This window comes from Sphingomonas sp. PEI4 (assembly GCF_056679955.1).
In genome coordinates this window covers 2,314,438-2,332,003 of the sequence record NZ_CM155258.1, presented here as the reverse complement: position 1 = coordinate 2,332,003, position 17,566 = coordinate 2,314,438, and the positions used below count along the sequence as shown (strand labels likewise).

Genomic DNA, 17,566 nt, shown 5'->3' with positions numbered 1-17,566 from the left:
GCATCCTCCCCCGCCAGGGGGAGGTGTCGCCGAAGGTGACGGAGGGGGAGGACACGGAACCGTGGTTTCGTCTGCCTCCCCCTCCGTCTGGCAAGCGCCAGCCACCTCGCCCTGGCGGGGGAGGATCAGGCGTGCATCACGCCCCGCGCGCGATCTCGCGCCAGCCGATGTCGCGACGGTAGAAGCCTTCCGCGAAATCGATCGCCTCGACCGCGCGGTAGGCGTTCGCCTGCGCCGTCGCGACGTCGTCGCCGGTCGCGGTCACCGCCAGCACGCGCCCGCCCGATGCGACCAGTCCGCCATCTTCCAGGCGCGTGCCCGCGTGGAACACGGTGCCGCCTGCCGCGCGCGCGGAGTCGAGCCCGACGATCGATCCGCCGGCCTTGGGCGTGCCCGGATAGCCGGCCGCCGCCATCACCACGGTCAACGCAGTCTCGTCGCTGAACCGGGCCGTGGGCATATCGCCGAGCCGTCCTTCCGCGGTTGCCAGCATCGTCGCGAGCAGGTCGCCCTCGAAGCGCATCATCAGCACCTGCGTCTCGGGATCGCCGAACCGTGCATTGTATTCGATCAGCTTCGGCCCCTGCGGCGTCAGCATCAGCCCGGCGTACAGCACGCCGGAGAACGGCATGCCTTCCGCCGCCATCGCCGCCACCGTCGGCGCGACGATCTCGTCGATCGCACGCTTTTCCAGCGCTGCCGTCAGGACGAGGGCAGGGCTGTACGCGCCCATTCCGCCGGTGTTCGGTCCGGTATCGCCTTCGCCGACGCGCTTGTGATCCTGTGCCGAGCCGAACGGCATCAGCGAGACGCCATCGGTCAGTACGAAGAGGCTCGCCTCCTCGCCTTCCAGGAACTCCTCGATCACCGCCTCGGCTTCCCCGCCGGCGAACAGCGCGTCGAGCGCGGCATCGGCCTCGGCGGCACTGAACGCGATGACCACGCCCTTGCCCGCCGCCAGGCCGTCGGCCTTGATGACCACCGGCAGCGAGAAGGTGCGGGCGAGCGCGATATCCGCCTCTTCGCGGTTTTTCACGCGGACATAGCCTGCGGTCGGAATCCCCGCCCGCGCGCACAGGTCCTTGGTAAAGCCCTTCGAGCCCTCCAGCTGCGCCGCCGCCTTCGATGGCCCGAACACCGGAATGTCGGCGGCACGCAGCGTGTCCGCCAGTCCGTCGACCAGTGGCGCCTCGGGCCCGATCACGACCAGCCCGACCTCATGCTCCCGCACGAATGCCACCACCGCGCTATGATCCGTCGCATCCAGCGGCACGAGCGTCGCAACCCGCGCGATCCCGGGGTTGCCCGGCGCGGCATACAGCGTATCGAGGCCGCGAGATTGCACCAGCTTCCACGCGAGCGCATGTTCGCGACCCCCCGAGCCCAGCAGCAGGACGTTCATGCCCGATCCCTTTTCCGATGATGTGTCCAGCGACATGTTGGCAAACATGGGGCGGCTGGTAGCCGAGCCGGTCGCCGGCGACAACGCACTCGCCATGTCGGTCGGCGAACTCGCGTTCAAGCTGAAGCGGATGGTCGAGGGCGAGTTCGGCCATGTCCGCCTGCGCGGCGAAATTTCCGGCTGGAAACGCGTCGCCTCCGGGCACTGCTACATGTCGCTGAAGGACGACCAGGCGGTGATCGACGGCGTCATCTGGAAGGGCAACGCGTCGAGCCTCGCCTTCGTGCCGCAGGACGGCATCGAGGTGATCGCCACCGGCAAGCTCACCACCTATCCCGGCCGCTCGAAATACCAGATCGTCATAGAGCGGATGGAACTGGCCGGCGCCGGCGCGCTGATGGCACTGCTCGAGAAATTGAAGGCGAAACTCGCGGGCGAGGGTCTGTTCGACGGCGCGCGGAAAAAGGCGCTGCCGTTCATGCCGAAGGTGATCGGCGTCGTCACCTCGGGCACCGGCGCCGTGATCCGCGACATCCTCCACCGGCTGGAGGATCGCTGCCCGACGCACGTCATCGTCTGGCCGGTGAAGGTGCAGGGCGAAGGGTCCGCCGCGGAGATCGCCGCCGCCGTCCGCGGGTTCGACGCGATCGTCCCCGGCGGGCCGGTGCCGCGCCCCGACCTCGTCATCGTCGCGCGCGGCGGTGGCTCGGTCGAGGATTTGTGGTCGTTCAACGAGGAGGTCGTCGTCCGCGCGGTCGCCGCCTGCACGATCCCGATCATCTCCGCCGTCGGGCACGAGACCGACACCACCTTGTGCGATTTCGCCGCCGACCTGCGCGCACCGACGCCGACCGCCGCCGCCGAGATCGCGGTGCCGGTGCTCGCCGACCTGCGCCTGACGATCGACAGCCACCGCAATCGCACCGAACGCTGCGCCCGCCGTCACGTCGAGCGCGGCCGCGAACGGCTCGATGCGCTCGCCCGCCTGCTGCCGAAGCGCGACCAGTTGCTCGGGCCCCAGCGCCAGCGCGCCGACGATTTCGGCCAGCGGCTCGATCGCGGGCTGGAGCGCCGCCTGACCCTCGCGCGCGGCAGTCTCGATCGGTCGGGCGCCGCACTCCGTCCCGCCACGCTCGAACGCAAGCTGGAGGCCAAACGCGCGCAGCTCGACGCGACGTGGCGCCTCGTCCAGTCGCTCAACCCCGACGCGATCCTCGACCGCGGCTATGCCCGAGTCACCGCGCGTCCCGGCGGCGAGACGCTCGCCTCCGCCAAGGCCGCGCAAGGGGCGGGCACGCTGACCCTCCACTTCCGCGACGGCACCGTGGACGCGCTCGTCGACGCCGGCCTTGAGCGCCCCATCGCCAAAACCTATACTGCACCCAAGGCGAAACCCGCGGCCGACCAGGCACCGCGACAGCCTACCCTGCTATAAAAGAGCCCGACCATGCTGATGTCCAACTCCGACCGCGCCGCGCGCCTGCACTATATGGCCAACGGCTTCCGCGTGCTCAGCCCCGGCGACCACGTAGTCTGCGCCGCCACCGGCCACCGCATCGCCCTCGAAGACCTGCGCTACTGGAGCGTCGCCCGCCAGGAAGCCTACGCCACCGCCGCCGCGGCCAGCGAAGCGATGGCGCCCCGGTGATCCGAGCGGCGATGATCCGGGCGGCGGTGCTAGTCCTGCTGGCCGCAACCAGCGCAGCCGCCCAGCAACCGCCGCCGCCAACCACTGCAAGCCAGTCCACATTCCGCTGGACCGGCACGCTCAGCCAGGGCGGGCTGATCCTCGGGACCGCTCCCGCCGGTACGGGCACCGTTACGCTCGACGCCAAGCCGATCGCGCTATCCCCCGATGGCCGTTTCGTCGCGGGTTTCGACCGCGATGCGGCCCCGCAAGCGTCGCTCGTCGCGACACTCGTCGACGGTCGCGTTGTTACGCAAAGTCTCACGATCACGCCGCGCGCATGGCGGATAGAGCGCCTGAACACGCTCCCGAAGTTCCCCGCGCCCGACCCGGTCTTTGCCAAGCTCCGCCCGCCCGAACTCGCCCAGATCGTGGCCGCCCGCGCCCGCACTACCGACGCGCAAGGCTGGCGACAGTCCTTCGCATGGCCCGCCACCGGCCGCATCTCCGGCCTGTTCGGGTCGCAGCGCGTCTACCAGGGCGAACCCGGCAGCTATCACTCGGGCACCGACATCGCCCGCCCAAGCGGCACGATCGTCACCGCCCCCGCCGACGGCGTCGTGATCCTGGCCGCCGATCACCCGTTCACGCTGGAGGGCAACCTCCTGATGCTAGACCACGGCATGGGCCTCAACAGCGCGTTCCTGCACCTGTCCCGCATCGACGTGAAACCCGGCGACCACGTGGCGAAAGGCCAACCGATCGGCGCCGTCGGCATGACCGGCCGCGCGACGGGTCCGCATCTGCATTGGAGCCTTCGCTGGAACGACGCAAAGCTCGACCCGATGCTGATCGCACGGGCGATGCCGGGCTAGCGCAACCTCTTCACGAGAACTGAACGCCCCTTGCCGATCGTGGCACGATAACCGCCAAGCGAGGCCTGTCTAACAGCGATCGCGGTGCCGGTTTTTGGGGGAGCGGGGATCGCGTCGATGGTCTGCCATTCGCTGCCGTCCGCCAGTCGCAGGTTCCAGCGGCCGAAGCTGTTGGAGGGCACGGCAGATCGGATCGTGGAGTCCAACCGGTCTACTCTAGTCGCCTTGTCCGCCGCGCCTCCTCCAAAAACGTCAGTTGGAATACGGGGAAGGCCGAACCCTGCGCGCTTGTCCGCCACCACCTGCTTGCGGTCGATCACGAGAATGTCGCCAGATCGCTGGGCGATGCTCACCGATACGGCGGCCGCGTCAAAACAGGCGAGGCGTTTAGCGTCGGGCTGGATCGTCCGGCAGCGGGCGATGTCCGTCAGAGGATTGGCCAACCGGCCATCCTGCGCAACGGCGGGAACGGAGAACAGAAGGCTGGCGAGCCCAAGCGGTCTTAAGGAACCCATGTCGTTGTATCCGGCCTTTGCGGGAAAACCGTTGTCTGTCGGCTTTGATGCTCGAAGTCGAGGGCCGTATCCGACGTTCGACGTACCGAGCACCATGCGTGAACGGAGTGTGGCACAAATGGTACAATCGTTCACAAATTGGCAACGCCGATACAATCGGCGTTGTGCATCCGGGCCAATATCAGCAATCTTATACCAACCGCGGCATGCCGCAGGTGCGACCATTCGGGGTAAATCCGAAGAGCGCGGGCAGATAAAAGGGGTTTTGTATGACGAACATTTTCCGGGGGCGCTTGCTCGCGTCCAGTCTCTTGGTAGGCATTGCACTGGTTGCGAGCGGTGCTGCGCAGGCGCAGGACGCCGGCCAGATCTCCACGCCCAACGGCGCCGCGCCGGCTGGCGACCAAGACGCGGCATCGGGTGGCAGCGACATCGTCGTCACCGGTACGCTGGTCCGCAATCCCAATCTGGTGCAGTCGTCGCCGATCAATTCTGTGACCTCGGAAGAACTGCAGCTTCGCCAGACCAACGTCGCCGAACAGTTCCTGCGCGAACTCCCCGGCGTCGTTCCTTCGATCGGCAGCTCGGTGAACAACGGCAACGGCGGTGCGTCGACCGTCGATCTTCGCGGCCTGGGTGACAACCGCAACCTCGTCCTCCTCGATGGCCAGCGTATCGCGCCGTCGGGTCTGTCCGGGGTGGTCGATCTCAACAACATCCCGCTGGCACTGGTCGAACGTACCGATATCCTGACCGGCGGTGCCTCGACCACCTACGGTGCCGATGCCGTGGCCGGCGTCGTGAACTTCGTGACCAAGCGCGACTTTTCCGGCGTGGAAGCGAATATCAGCAATCAGATCACGGAGCGTGGCGACGGCAACGTTTTCCGCGCAGATCTGACGATCGGCGCGAACTTCGGCGACGGTCGCGGCAACGCGGTGTTCAGCGTCGGCTATCAGCAGGCTGACCCGGTAACGCAGGGCGAACGCGACTTTTCGATCAACAACATCGATTCGTACACCGGTCTGCCGGGTGGGTCGGGCACGGCTGTTCCCGGGCGCTTCACCGGCCTGGGTTTGGGTGCGAACAACCAGATCGATCCGGTTACCGGCCGGTTGGTGCCGACCTTCGCGCTGTTCAACTTCAACCCGCAGAACATCTTCCAGACGCCGTTCACGCGCTACAACATGTTCGGCGCGGCGCATTATGAAGTGGCACCAGGCATCGAGGTTTATAACCGTGGCCTCTTCTCGCGTAACACGGTGCAGACCGTCATCGCGTCATCCGGCACGTTCGGCAACGCTCTGACGATCAACTACTCGAATCCTTACCTTCCGGCCGCAGCGCGTGGCCAGATCTGTTCGGCAAACGGTCTGACCGTGGCACAGTGTAACGCAGCGGCCGCTGCCGCCCCTGGAAGCGCGGACTACCGCACCTTCACGACCAACGCTTCACGGCGCTTCGTCGAGGCCGGGCCGCGCCTGTCGACCTACACCACGACGGTGTTCGACTATCAGGCAGGTATCCGCGGCGACATCACCGACACGATCGGCTTCGATTTTGGCGGTAACTACGGCGAGAGCGAGAATGTTCAGCGCCAGACCGGCAACGGCACGCTGACCCGTTTGCGTCAGGCGTCGCTGGCGACCAGCACCACCGCGTGCGTCGATGCGTCGAACGGCTGCGTGCCGATCAATCTGTTCGGTGACGCCGGAACGATCACCTCCGATCAGCTTGGCTATCTCCTGGGTGTCACGAACAGCACGATGACCCGCACGACGATCGCCCAGGTCCATGGTTTGGTGAACGGCGACTTCGGTGTGTCCAGCCCGTTTGCAACGCAGGCGATCTCGTTCGCGCTCGGCGGCGAGTATCGCAAGTACACCGCGGCGGTAATCTCCGACGAACTGACGCAGCGCCCGAACGAAGTGCTGGGCAACGGCGCGGCATCGCCCGACGTCGCGGGCCAGTACAACGTCAAGGAAGCGTTCGGCGAACTGATCATGCCGCTCGTCGAGGACAAGCCGTTCTTCCACAGCCTGACGCTGGAAGCCGGTGGCCGTGTCTCCGATTATTCGACGGCCGGCACCAACTGGACCTGGAAGGTCGGCGGCTCCTGGGAGCCCGTCAGCAGCCTGAAGATCCGGGGTAACTACCAGAAGGCGGCGCGTGCGCCGAACATCGGCGAATTGTTCTCGCCGCTGGTCACGGGGCTCGGCAATTCGGCCAACGACCCTTGCGCGGGTGCTGGTGTAACGGCTGGCAGCGCCTTGGGTGGCGTCTGCGCCGCACAGATCGTTGCGGGTGGTGGCACGCCGGCTCAGGCCAATGCTCTCGTCGGTAGCATTCCTTTGCCGTCGGCGGGTCAGGTCAACGTTACCCAGGGCGGCAACGTCGGGTTGGGTGTTGAGACGGCCAACACCTGGACTATCGGCGCTGTGTTCCAGCCCGATTTCATTAGTGGCTTCAACATCAGCGTCGATTACTTCAACATCAGGGTTCGCGATGCGATCACGGCCCCGACCGTCGGGGATGTGTTCTCTGCCTGCTACACGCCGCTTCAGACTGCAACGTCGGCCGCCTGCCAAGCGGTCACGCGTGATCCGATCGACGGCAGCCTGAACGGCACAGCCGATGGTCTGGCCCTGCCGCTTTCGAATTTGGGCCGCATCGCGACGGATGGTATCGATCTGGCGGCGAACTACCGCACCGACATGGGCTTCGCTAAGCTCGCATTGTCGTTCATCGGCACCTGGACCAACAGCAACAAGTTCCAGGCGACGCCGACGTCGGTCAACCGCGAGTGCGTCGGCTACTACAGCGTCAACTGCGCCTCGATCCAGCCGGAGTTCAGCTTCAACCAGCGGACCACGCTGACCATCGGTGCGGCAGACGTCTCGCTGTTGTGGCGCTACGTCGATAAGGTGAAGTACGAGCCGCTCGCACTTGCAGACGACATTGCTGCCGGTGGCGGTCCGCTGGAGCAGTTCCAGCGCATTGGTGCGGAGCATTATTTCGACCTGACGACCCGGTTCGGTGTCACGGACAATTTCGACCTGACGCTGTCGGCAATGAACCTGCTCGACAACAAGCCCAAGGTTGTCGGTGCGTCGATCGGCGATACCGCCTTCAACAGCGGCAACGTCTATCCCTCGACGTACGATGCCCTGGGTCGTCGTTTCGCAGCAAGCGCCCGCCTTCGGTTCTGATCTGAAGCGGATCTAACCAATCAACTATATGACGGAGGTGGGCCAGTCCCGCCTCCGTTTTTGTTTGAGCGTGGCGATCGGCGTTGATAGTCTTCGATGTCAGATGGCGTAATCGAAGGAATAGGGATGACGATCAGTATTATCCTGTTGGCGTTGACTGTGGCCGGCGCGCCGCCAGCACTACAAAGTAATGCCTCGGCCAACGAACCGGCAGCACAAGCGGCTAAAGACGAGTCAAAGCCGATCTGCCGTCGCTATGCGCAAGTTGGATCGAACATCCCGCGGCGTAAGATCTGCATGCGCAAGACCGAGTGGGACCAGATGGCGCGCTCCAGCCAGGCGTTGGGACGAAGCATGCTACCCGCCCTGACGGTTCCCGGCGCTCAGTAAGAGGCGCATGCCGTTGCTCCGTCCGATCTCCTAGGAGGCGGAGCGCGAGATAGGCAAACGGCGGATCGATGCGCTGCGACGACCACGGGACCGTGGTGAACCTAACCTTGTCGGTTATCTTCACCACGGTTCTTTAACAGGTTGCCCGCTGACGACCCGGCGATGGTGTATCCGCGTCGTCAGCGACGACCGCGTCTGCCCGGATTGCCGCGCGGATATCGCGGCCCGCCTCAGACCACCAAAACCAGTTTCCCGTCACCCTCGTCGATGTGCACCGTCGACCCGTCCTTCACCTCGCCGCGCAGGATCATGTCGGCGAGCGGGTCCTGCAGATACCGCTGCACGGCGCGCTTCAACGGGCGCGCGCCGTAGACCGGGTCATACCCCACGCGACCGAGCCACGCCCGCGCGGCATCGGTCAGGTCGAGGACGATTTTCCGATCCGCCAACAGCTTGTCGACGCGCGACACCTGGATGTCGACGATCGGGGCCATGTGCGCCTGTCCCAGGCGGTGGAACAGGATCACCTCGTCGAGCCGGTTGAGAAATTCCGGCCGGAAGTGCGACCGGACGATCTCCATCACCTGCGGCTCGACCGACGACACGTCGTCGCCCTCCGCCATGTTCGCCAGATACTGGCTGCCGAGGTTGCTCGTCAGGATGATCAGCGTGTTGCTGAAATCCACCGTGCGCCCCTGGCCGTCGGTCAGCCGCCCGTCGTCGAGCACCTGCAACAGCACGTTGAAAACGTCGCCATGCGCCTTCTCGACCTCGTCGAACAGGATGACCTGGTACGGACGCCGGCGCACGGCCTCGGTCAGGACGCCACCCTCCTCGTAGCCGACATAGCCCGGAGGCGCGCCGATCAGCCGCGCCACCGCGTGCTTCTCCATGAACTCGCTCATGTCGATGCGGACCATCGCGGACGGATCGTCGAACAGGAACTCCGCGAGCGCCTTGGTCAGCTCGGTCTTGCCGACGCCCGTAGGTCCAAGGAACAGGAACGAGCCCAAAGGCCGGTTCGGGTCCTGCAACCCCGCCCGCGCACGGCGGACCGCGGTCGAGACCGCCTTCACCGCATGCGCCTGCCCGATCACGCGCTTGCCGATCGTCGCTTCCATGGCCAGCAGCTTGTCGCGCTCGCCCTGCAGCATCCGCTCGACCGGGATGCCGGTCCAGCGGCTGACCACGCCGGCGATGTCGTCCGCGGTGACTTCCTCGCGCAGCATCGCGCCCTTGGTCGCCCCCGCCGCCTCGTCGAGCTGGCGCTGCAACCCCGGAATCGTGCCGTATGAAAGCTCGCCCGCCTTGGCGAGATCGCCCGACCGCTGCGCCTGCTCCAGCTCCAGCCGCGCGGCATCGAGCTGTTCCTTCAGCCGTGCCTCGGCGTTGATCTTGTCCTTCTCACCCTTCCAGCGAGTCGTCAGCTCGGCGGATTGCTCCTCCAGGTTGACGAGTTCGCCCTCCAGCGTGTCGAGCCGGTCGACCGACGCGTCGTCCGTCTCGCGCTTCAACGCCTCGCGCTCGATCTTGAGCTGGATGATCCGCCGGTCGAGATTCTCGATCGCCTCAGGCTTCGACTCGACCTCCATGCGGATCCGCGACGCCGCCTCGTCCATAAGGTCGATCGCCTTGTCGGGCAGGAACCGATCGGTGATGTAGCGGTTCGACAGCGTCGAGGCGGCGACGATCGCGGCGTCGGTGATCCGCACGCCGTGATGCAGCTCGTACTTCTCCTTCAGCCCGCGCAGGATCGAGATCGTGTCCTCAACGGTCGGTTCGCCCACCATCACCGGCTGGAACCGCCGCTGCAACGCCGGGTCCTTCTCGACATACTTCCGGTATTCGTCGAGCGTGGTCGCGCCGACGCAGTGCAGTTCACCGCGGGCGAGGGCGGGTTTCAGCAGATTGCCCGCGTCCATCGCGCCCTCGGATTTGCCCGCGCCGATCAGCTGGTGCATCTCGTCGATGAACAGGATGATGTCGCCGTCCGCGGCCTTCACCTCGTCGAGCACGCCTTTCAACCGCTCCTCGAACTCGCCGCGATATTTCGCGCCCGCGATGAGCGAACCGAGGTCGAGCGACATCAGCCGCCGGTCCTTCAGCGTATCCGGCACGTCGCCATTGGCAATGCGCAAGGCGAGCCCCTCGGCGATCGCGGTCTTGCCGACGCCGGGTTCGCCGATCAGCGCGGGGTTGTTCTTGGTTCGGCGCGCAAGGATCTGGATCGTGCGGCGGATTTCCTCGTCACGGCCGATCACCGGATCGAGCTTGCCGTCTCGCGCCGCCTGGGTGAGGTCGCGCGCGAACTTCTTCAGCGCGTCATAGCGATCCTCGGCGCCGGCCGTGTCGGCGGTGCGGCCTTGGCGCAAACCGTTGATCGCGGTGTTCAGCCCCTCGGGCGTGATGCCGCCAGCCTTCAAGGCTTTGCCCGCCGCGGTGTTGAGCGACAGCGCGAGCGCGACCAGCAGGCGCTCGACGGTGACGAAGCTGTCGCCCGCCTTGTTCGCGATCTGCTCGGCCTGGTCGAGCACGCGCACCGCGTCGTTGTCGATACCCGGCGTGGTCTGCGCGCCCGAGCCCGACACGACCGGGATCTTCGCCAGCGCAAGATCGGTCTCCGACGTTGCGCGCTTGGCGTCGCCGCCGGCTGCGGCGATCAACCCGGCGGCCATGCCCTGCTCGTCTTCCAGCAGCGCTTTCAACAGATGTTCGGGCGCGATCCGCTGATGGTTCATGCGGATCGCGACGGTCTGCGCGGATTGCAGGAAGCCCTTCGCGCGGTCGGTGAATTTGTCGATGTTCATGACGAATTCCTGTGGGACTGGTTCGGTGTTGGCCAAAAGATGGTGTTGTATTTGGGCAACACAAGAGGCGGCGCCGACCGCATGCTAGGCGCCCCCCGATCCCGCCGGAATAGCGTTTATTATCGGTATCTAAGCCCCGCCATCATCGCTATGTTCAGGTTCGCATGCTATATGTCACGCGTGACAACAGCCATTCCCCACACCTACGCCATCGGTATCGAGCCGGCCGACATCGACTTCATGGGTCACGTCAACAACGCGAACTATCTGAAGTGGGTACAAGCCGCGGTGATCGACCATTGGCAGCGCCTCGCGCCCGCCGATGCGGTGGCCGGGCATCTGTGGGTCGCGCTGAAGCACGAGATCACGTACCGCAAGCCGGCGTTCCTGAACGACGACGTGATCGCGACGGTGTTGCTGGAAAAGGTCCAGGGCGCCCGCGCGTTCTACGAAACGATCATCAAGCGCGGCGAGGACGTACTCGCCGAGGTGAAGTCGAGCTGGTGCTGCCTCGATGCGGAAACGCACCGACCGTCGCGACTGGCGAACAGCGTCGTCGAGCATTTCTTCCGAAAGGCCGACTCCAAGGACTGACCGGGTATCGGCGATCGACCGTCAAAAATCGATCGCCATGCCCTTCAGCTCCCAGTCGCCATAGCGCGTCGGATCGCGCGGCTCGGGATCCTTGTCCGGCACGATCGCCTCGGGCTGCGGTACGGGCGTAGTCTTCGCCAGATATTCAGGTGGCTTAACGTGATCGGGGCGCTGGCCCATCGCGGCTCTCCGGATTGCGTGTTGGCGTCGTAACCGCCACATGGGCCTTGTCGCGCCGCATTGCCACAACAGCCGCGCGGCAAACCGAACGCGAAGGACCTTCATATGCCCGACTACACCCACGCCCCCGAGCCGCTCGGCGTCCCGACCCGTCGGGCAGCGCTCCGCCTGCTCGACGCCGTCCTGCGTCGCGGCGAGTCGCTCGAATCCGCACTCCCCGCCGCAACGCGCGCGATCCACGGCCCAGACCGCGGCTTGGCGCACGCGATCGCCGCCGAGACGCTCCGTCGCCTCCCCGATCTCGACGCGATGATCGATTCGGTCACCAAGACCAATTTGCCCGACGATGCGAAGGCGCGGATGGCGCTTCGCATCGCGCTGGTCCAGGTACTGATCCTCGGCACCCCGTCGCACGCCGCGATCTCGACCGTGTTGCCGCTGGTCGACGGCGGCCCGCGCAAGCTGGTGCACGGCGTGTTCGGCACGCTGTTCCGAGCCAACATGCTGCTCCCCGAAGTGCCGACGCTGCCGGCCCCGGTCGAACTGCGTTGGGAAGCCGCGTGGGGCGAGGAGATGGTCGACGCCGCCGGCCGCGCAATCGCCCAGGTGCCGCCGCTCGACCTGACGATCGCCGACCCGTCCGAGACCGAAGGCTGGCGCGAGAAACTGGGCGGCGAGAGCTTCATGCCTGGTCATCTCCGCCTCGGCGACCACGACTCGGTCCCTGACATGGCAGGCTTCGGCGACGGCGCCTGGTGGGTGCAGGACATCGCCGCCTCGCTCCCCGCGCGGTTGCTCGGAAAAGGGGAGGGCCACGTCCTCGATCTCTGCGCCGCGCCCGGTGGCAAGACGCTGCAACTCGCGAGCGCCGGTTGGACCGTCACCTCGGTCGACAATTCGCAGAGCCGCATCAAGCGCCTGCGCGAGAATCTCTACCGCACGCATCTGAAGGCTGAGGTCGTCAACGCGGACATCCTCGACTGGGCGCCCGCCGAGCCCGCCGACGCGATCCTGATCGACGCGCCGTGCAGCGCGACGGGCATCTTCCGCCGCCACCCCGACGTCCTCCACCGCGTCCGCCCCTCGATCATCGCCGAAACCGCGGCGTTGCAGGCCCGGATCTTCGCGCGGGCGGCGGACTGGGTGAAGCCCGGCGGCACTTTGGTGTACGCCACCTGCTCGCTGGAGCCGTCCGAAGGCGAAGCACAGCTCGACGCGTTCCTCGCGGCGCGCAGCGACTATTCGATCGCCCCGGTAGACCAGTCCGAACTCCCCGCCGGCATCACCCCAACGGAAACCGGTACCATCCGCACCCTCCCAGGCATGCTCGCCGACCAAGGCGGCTGCGACGGGTTCTTCATCACCCGCCTCAAGCGCTCCTGAACGATCCTCCCCCGCCAGGGGGAGGTGGCTGGCACTTGCCAGACGGAGGGGGAGGGGGCGACGACATAGGTTCCGTGTCCTCCCCCTCCGTCACCTTCGGCGCCACCTCCCCCTGGCGGGGGAGGATCGACAAGCCCTTCGCACCAACCAAATCCCGCGCTAGGACACATTCATGCAACCCGTCCGCATCGCCCCCTCGATCCTCTCCGCCGACTTCGCCAAACTCGGCGAGGAAGTCCGCGCCATCGACGCAGCCGGCGCCGACTGGATCCACATCGACGTGATGGACGGCCATTTCGTCCCCAACATCTCGTTCGGCCCCGCTGTCATGAAGTCGGTCCGCGGCGTCACGACCAAGCCGTTCGACGTCCACCTGATGATCTCCCCCGTCGACGCGTATCTCGACGCGTTCGCGGAGGCCGGCGCCGACTGCATCACCGTGCATTACGAAGCCGGCCCGCACATCCACCGCTCGCTTCAGCACATCAAGAGCCTCGGCAAGCGCGCCGGCGTCGTGATCTGCCCCGGCACCCCCGCCAAGATGCTCGATTACCTCATGGACATGGTCGACCTCGTCCTCGTGATGAGCGTCAACCCCGGCTTCGGCGGCCAGAGCTTCATCCCCAGCCAACTCAAGAAGATCTCCGCGATCCGCACCATGATCGAAAAGAGCGGCCGCGCGATCGATCTCGAAGTCGATGGCGGCGTCGACGCGGACTGGGCCAAGCGCTGCATCGAGGCGGGCGCCGACGCGCTGGTCGCGGGTACCTCGGTCTTCCGCGGCGGACCCGATCACTATGCCACAAACATCGCTGCGTTGCGGGGGTGAACGACACCGCTAATCCTGTGACCGACCCCGCACCCGACGGGATCGACGAAGGTCGTCGCCTGATCCGTCTCGGCGGCGACAAAGGGCTGTCGCTCGCCGATCGCCTGGCTGAGCGCTTCCACCGGCTGACGTGGCGCACCCCGCTCCACACGCTGCGCCTCAAGGGGCGGTACCCGCTGAAGCTGATCGCGGTCCCCGACGACCCCATCCTTGGCGACATCCCACGCGGCACAATGCTGCTGGAGGGCGTCCTCTCGTTTCGCGGCGAAGCACGCGACATCGAGACGCTCGATCTCGCCAAACCACTACCCAAACCCTTCGCCGAATATCTCCATGGTTTCGGCTGGTTGCGCGACCTGTCCACCGTCGCGACCCGCTCGCGCGGCGCACCGATCGCCGAATACCTCATGGGCCTCTGGCTCACCGCCTATGCCGACACTCCCGGCGGGATCGCATGGCGCCCCGACATGTGGGGCCGCCGCATCCTCGCCTGGACCGCGCACGCGCCGCTGATCCTGTCATCCTCCGACCAGATCTACCGTTCGAAGGTGTTGAACGCGCTCGCAAAGGGCGCGCTCCACCTGGATCGCACCGCCGACAAGGCTCCCGCCGGCGCCCCCCGCATCGCCGCATGGTGCGGAGTCGTCGCGGCCGGGCTCCTGATCCCTGGCGGCGAGCCCCGCCAGGCGTTCGGTGAAGCCGGCCTGCTCCGCGCGCTCGGCACCGGCCTGTTCGACGATGGCGGGTCGGTCTCGCGCAGCCCGGCGATGCTGCTCGATTCGATCCAGCTGCTCACGCTGCTCCAGGAAAGCTACGCCGCCCGCGGTCTCGAACTCCCCGAAACCGTCGCGGTCACGCTCACCCGCATGGTCGCAGCCCTGCTCGGCGTAGCCCACGCCGATCGCGGCCTGTCGAGCTGGCAGGGTGGCGGCCCGGCAAGCGAGACGCAGGTCGCAGCCGTCATCGAAGCCAGCGGCGTCCGGACCCGCCCGCTCCGACAGGCGCGCGACTGGGGCTATCAACGCCTCGCCGCCGGCACCGCCGTGCTGATCGTCGATGCCGCCCCGCCCCCGATCGCCCGCCTCGTTGAAGGCGGCTGCGCCTCGACGCTAGCGTTCGAATTCTCCGACGGCCCAGCACGCATCGTCGTCAACTGCGGCGGCGCGCGCGCGGGCATCGCCCAGCTCCCGCCCGCGATGGTCGAGGGCCTGCGCTCCACCGCGGCCCACTCCACGCTGACGATCGCCGACAGCAATTCCACCGCGATCCACGCCGACGGCACGCTCGGCCGCGGCGTCGCGGAGGTCGAGCTCAGCCGCCAGGAATCGGACGCCGCCAGCCGGATCGAGGCGAGCCACGACGGTTACGTCCGCCGCTGGGGCTTCCTCCACCGCCGCCAGCTGATGCTCACCGGCGACGGCCGCGAACTCCGCGGCGAGGACGCGCTGTTGCCCCAAGGCCGCAAGCGCCGCACAGGGTTGTCGTTGTTCGCGATCCGCTTCCACCTCGGCGAAGGCGTGCAAGTCTCCCCCACGGCGGACGGCCTCGGCGCGATCCTCCGCCTGCCCGGCGGCGCGCTCTGGCAGTTCCGCTGCCGCGGCGGCGCGCTGGTGGTGGAGGACAGCGTCTGGATCGACGCCGACGGCCGCCCGGTCGCGACGCAGCAACTGATGATCACGGGTGAAGCGGCGGCCGGCGGAGCAAGCGTGAGCTGGGCGCTCAAGAAGGCCTGACCTAACGTCTGCCCGGACGCAGCTCGAAGAACCACGCCAACCAACCCACCTCCGTCATCCTGACGAAAGTCAGGACCCAGGATACCAAACGATCGCCTTTGTGGCTCTGGGTCCTGACTTTCGTCAGGATGACGGGGCAAATTGGAGCGGGATCGGGACAAGCACGCCCCCTGTTCCCAAGCGTCAACCAACGCTAAGGCACCGCCGCACGGCGACTCCCGACGAAAGACCTTCATGACCAGCATCCCGATCAAGCGCGCGCTCCTGTCCGTCTCCGACAAGACCGGGATCGTCGATCTCGGCAAGGCGCTAGCGAGCCACGGCGTAGAACTCGTCTCCACCGGCGGCACCGCAACCGTCCTCCGCGCCGCCGGCCTGGACGTCCGCGATGTATCGGAACTCACCGGCTTCCCTGAGATGATGGACGGCCGCGTCAAGACGCTCCACCCGATGGTTCACGGCGGGCTCCTGGCCGTGCGCGACGATGCCGGCCACGCGGCCTCGATGGCCGAGCACAAGATCGGCGCGATCGACCTCGTCATCGTCAACCTCTACCCGTTCGAAGCCACCGTCGCGAAGGGCGCGGACCGCGACACCGTGATCGAGAACATCGACATCGGCGGCCCCAGCATGGTCCGCTCGGCCGCCAAGAACCACGCCTATGTCGCGATCGTCACCGACCCCGCCGACTATGCGCTCGTATCCGGCGGCACGACCACGCTCGAAGATCGCAAGAAGCTCGCCGCCAAGGCCTTCGCCACCACCGCAGCCTATGACTCCGCGATCGCAACGTGGTTCGGCACCGTCGACCAGGCCGAGGAATTCCCCGCCACGCTGCCCATCACGCTCAAGCGCGGCGACAGCTTGCGCTACGGCGAGAACCCCCACCAGTCCGCCGCCTTCTACACCGCGACCGGGTCGGTCCGCGGCATCGGCCAGGCGCGCCAGCTCCAGGGCAAGGCACTCAGCTACAACAACCTCAACGACGCCGACGCCGCGCTCGAACTCATCGCCGAATTCCGCAACGCCGCCCCTAGCGTAGTTATCGTCAAACACGCCAACCCCTGCGGCGTAGCAACCGGCGCAACGCTCGCCGAAGCCTATGCCGCGGCGTTCGCCTGCGACACGGTCTCCGCGTTCGGCGGCATCATCGCCGTCAACCGCACGCTCGACGCCGAGACCGCGCGCCAGATCACCGGCATCTTCACCGAAGTCGTCGTCGCCCCCGATGCCGACGAAGAGGCGATCGCGCTGTTCGCCGCCAAGAAGAACCTCCGCCTGCTGCTCACCGGCGACCTCCCCGATCCCGCCCGCGCCGGCCTGACGGCGAAGTCGATCGCCGGCGGCTGGCTCGTCCAGGGTCGCGACAACGGCACGCCGGGTGAGTTGAAGGTCGTCACCAAGCGCGCGCCCACGCCACAGGAACTGCTCGACTGCCGTTTCGCCTGGACGGTGGCCAAGCACACCAAGTCCAACGCGATAGTCTACGCCAAGGACGGCAGCACCGCGGGCATCGGCGCCGGCCAGATGAACCGCCTCGAATCCGCGCGCATCGCCGCGTGGAAGGCGAAGGACGCCGCCGACAAGGCCGGCTGGCCCACCCCGCGCACGATCGGCTCGGCCGTCGCCTCCGACGCGTTCTTCCCGTTCGCCGACGGGTTGCTCGCGGCGGTCGAAGCCGGCGCGACGGCGGTAATCCAGCCCGGCGGCTCGATCCGCGACGCCGACGTCATTGCGGCAGCGGACGAAGCCGGCCTCGCGATGGTCTTCACCGGCATGCGTCACTTCCGCCACTGAGTTGGTCGGGGCGGCGGGGGGCGGTAGCCTTCGCCATCCCACCCACCCCGTCATGCCGGGCTCGTTCCGGCATCCACGGTCCCGCAAACCAAGCGCTCGCGAGTACGCGGATCGGTGGATGCCGGAACGAGCCCGGCATGACGGAGGAGGGGGTGCCTGTTTTTCGAGCACCTCAACCGCACTGCACAAGTTTTAGCCGCAAGCCGTCCCTCCGCCCGCTCTCCG

Annotated in this window: 14 protein-coding genes; 10 read left to right on the top strand and 4 right to left on the bottom strand. The window is 66.9% G+C overall.

Annotation, left to right across the window (positions count from 1 at the left end; all coding sequences use genetic code 11):
- Positions 1-136: 136 nt before the first annotated feature.
- Positions 137-1,402: a phosphoribosylamine--glycine ligase gene (purD, locus tag AC1MLZ_RS10665; protein WP_480958429.1), complete on the bottom strand. Its 1,266-nt coding sequence runs from the start codon at positions 1,400-1,402 to the stop codon at positions 137-139.
- Between purD and xseA the strand changes: the two genes are divergently transcribed.
- The 3 genes from xseA to AC1MLZ_RS10650 are packed head-to-tail and all read left to right on the top strand — an operon-like array spanning position 1,401 to position 3,904.
- The gene (gene xseA, locus AC1MLZ_RS10660) at positions 1,401-2,837 is read left to right on the top strand and encodes an exodeoxyribonuclease VII large subunit (protein WP_480958428.1); all 1,437 of its coding nucleotides are present in this window, start codon (positions 1,401-1,403) and stop codon (positions 2,835-2,837) included. The two genes, purD and xseA, sit on opposite strands and share 2 nt — an antisense overlap.
- A gap of 12 nt (positions 2,838-2,849) precedes the next feature.
- Entirely contained in the window at positions 2,850-3,050 is a 201-nt protein-coding gene (locus AC1MLZ_RS10655) for a DUF2093 domain-containing protein (RefSeq protein WP_480958427.1), read from the top strand.
- Between the two features lie 11 nt (positions 3,051-3,061).
- A complete protein-coding gene (locus tag AC1MLZ_RS10650; RefSeq protein WP_480961525.1) occupies positions 3,062-3,904 on the top strand; it encodes a M23 family metallopeptidase in 843 nt (280 codons plus the stop codon).
- Here the strand turns inward: AC1MLZ_RS10650 and AC1MLZ_RS10645 are convergent.
- A complete protein-coding gene (locus tag AC1MLZ_RS10645; RefSeq protein ID WP_480958426.1) occupies positions 3,901-4,515 on the bottom strand; it encodes a hypothetical protein in 615 nt (204 codons plus the stop codon). The genes AC1MLZ_RS10650 and AC1MLZ_RS10645 overlap by 4 nt on opposite strands.
- Before the next feature lie 173 nt (positions 4,516-4,688).
- Here AC1MLZ_RS10645 and AC1MLZ_RS10640 point away from each other — a divergent pair, with 173 nt between their 5' ends.
- Positions 4,689-7,628 carry a TonB-dependent receptor domain-containing protein gene (locus tag AC1MLZ_RS10640; RefSeq protein ID WP_480958425.1) on the top strand — a complete coding sequence of 980 codons (2,940 nt, stop codon included), beginning with the start codon at positions 4,689-4,691 and terminating at the stop codon, positions 7,626-7,628.
- A 126-nt stretch (positions 7,629-7,754) separates the two neighbouring features.
- Positions 7,755-8,018: a hypothetical protein gene (locus AC1MLZ_RS10635; protein ID WP_480958424.1), complete on the top strand. Its 264-nt coding sequence runs from the start codon at positions 7,755-7,757 to the stop codon at positions 8,016-8,018.
- Between the two features lie 230 nt (positions 8,019-8,248).
- On the opposite strand, the gene clpB is transcribed toward AC1MLZ_RS10635, so the two are convergent.
- A complete protein-coding gene (gene clpB, locus AC1MLZ_RS10630; protein WP_480958423.1) occupies positions 8,249-10,825 on the bottom strand; it encodes an ATP-dependent chaperone ClpB in 2,577 nt (858 codons plus the stop codon).
- Positions 10,826-11,005: 180 nt separating this feature from the next.
- Here clpB and AC1MLZ_RS10625 point away from each other — a divergent pair, with 180 nt between their 5' ends.
- Positions 11,006-11,419 carry an acyl-CoA thioesterase gene (locus tag AC1MLZ_RS10625; RefSeq protein WP_480958422.1) on the top strand — a complete coding sequence of 138 codons (414 nt, stop codon included), beginning with the start codon at positions 11,006-11,008 and terminating at the stop codon, positions 11,417-11,419.
- A 21-nt stretch (positions 11,420-11,440) separates the two neighbouring features.
- Here the strand turns inward: AC1MLZ_RS10625 and AC1MLZ_RS10620 are convergent, their stop codons facing one another.
- Entirely contained in the window at positions 11,441-11,599 is a 159-nt protein-coding gene (locus AC1MLZ_RS10620) for a DUF1674 domain-containing protein (protein WP_480958421.1), read from the bottom strand.
- Between the two features lie 105 nt (positions 11,600-11,704).
- Between AC1MLZ_RS10620 and AC1MLZ_RS10615 the strand changes: the two genes are divergently transcribed.
- The 4 genes from AC1MLZ_RS10615 to purH all read left to right on the top strand — a co-directional run bounded on the left by AC1MLZ_RS10615 (position 11,705) and on the right by purH (position 17,341).
- Positions 11,705-12,982, top strand: a complete 1,278-nt coding sequence (locus tag AC1MLZ_RS10615) for an RsmB/NOP family class I SAM-dependent RNA methyltransferase (RefSeq protein ID WP_480958420.1) — start codon at positions 11,705-11,707, stop codon at positions 12,980-12,982.
- Between the two features lie 172 nt (positions 12,983-13,154).
- Positions 13,155-13,811 (top strand): ribulose-phosphate 3-epimerase, encoded by a 657-nt coding sequence (gene rpe / locus AC1MLZ_RS10610; protein WP_480958419.1) that lies wholly within the window; start codon positions 13,155-13,157, stop codon positions 13,809-13,811.
- 17 nt (positions 13,812-13,828) lie between these two features.
- Positions 13,829-15,544, top strand: a complete 1,716-nt coding sequence (locus AC1MLZ_RS10605; RefSeq protein WP_480958418.1) for a heparinase II/III family protein — start codon at positions 13,829-13,831, stop codon at positions 15,542-15,544.
- A 234-nt stretch (positions 15,545-15,778) separates the two neighbouring features.
- Complete coding sequence (gene purH, locus AC1MLZ_RS10600; RefSeq protein WP_480958417.1) at positions 15,779-17,341, top strand: bifunctional phosphoribosylaminoimidazolecarboxamide formyltransferase/IMP cyclohydrolase; 1,563 nt, start codon at positions 15,779-15,781, stop codon at positions 17,339-17,341.
- The last annotated feature ends 225 nt before the right edge of the window (positions 17,342-17,566 follow it).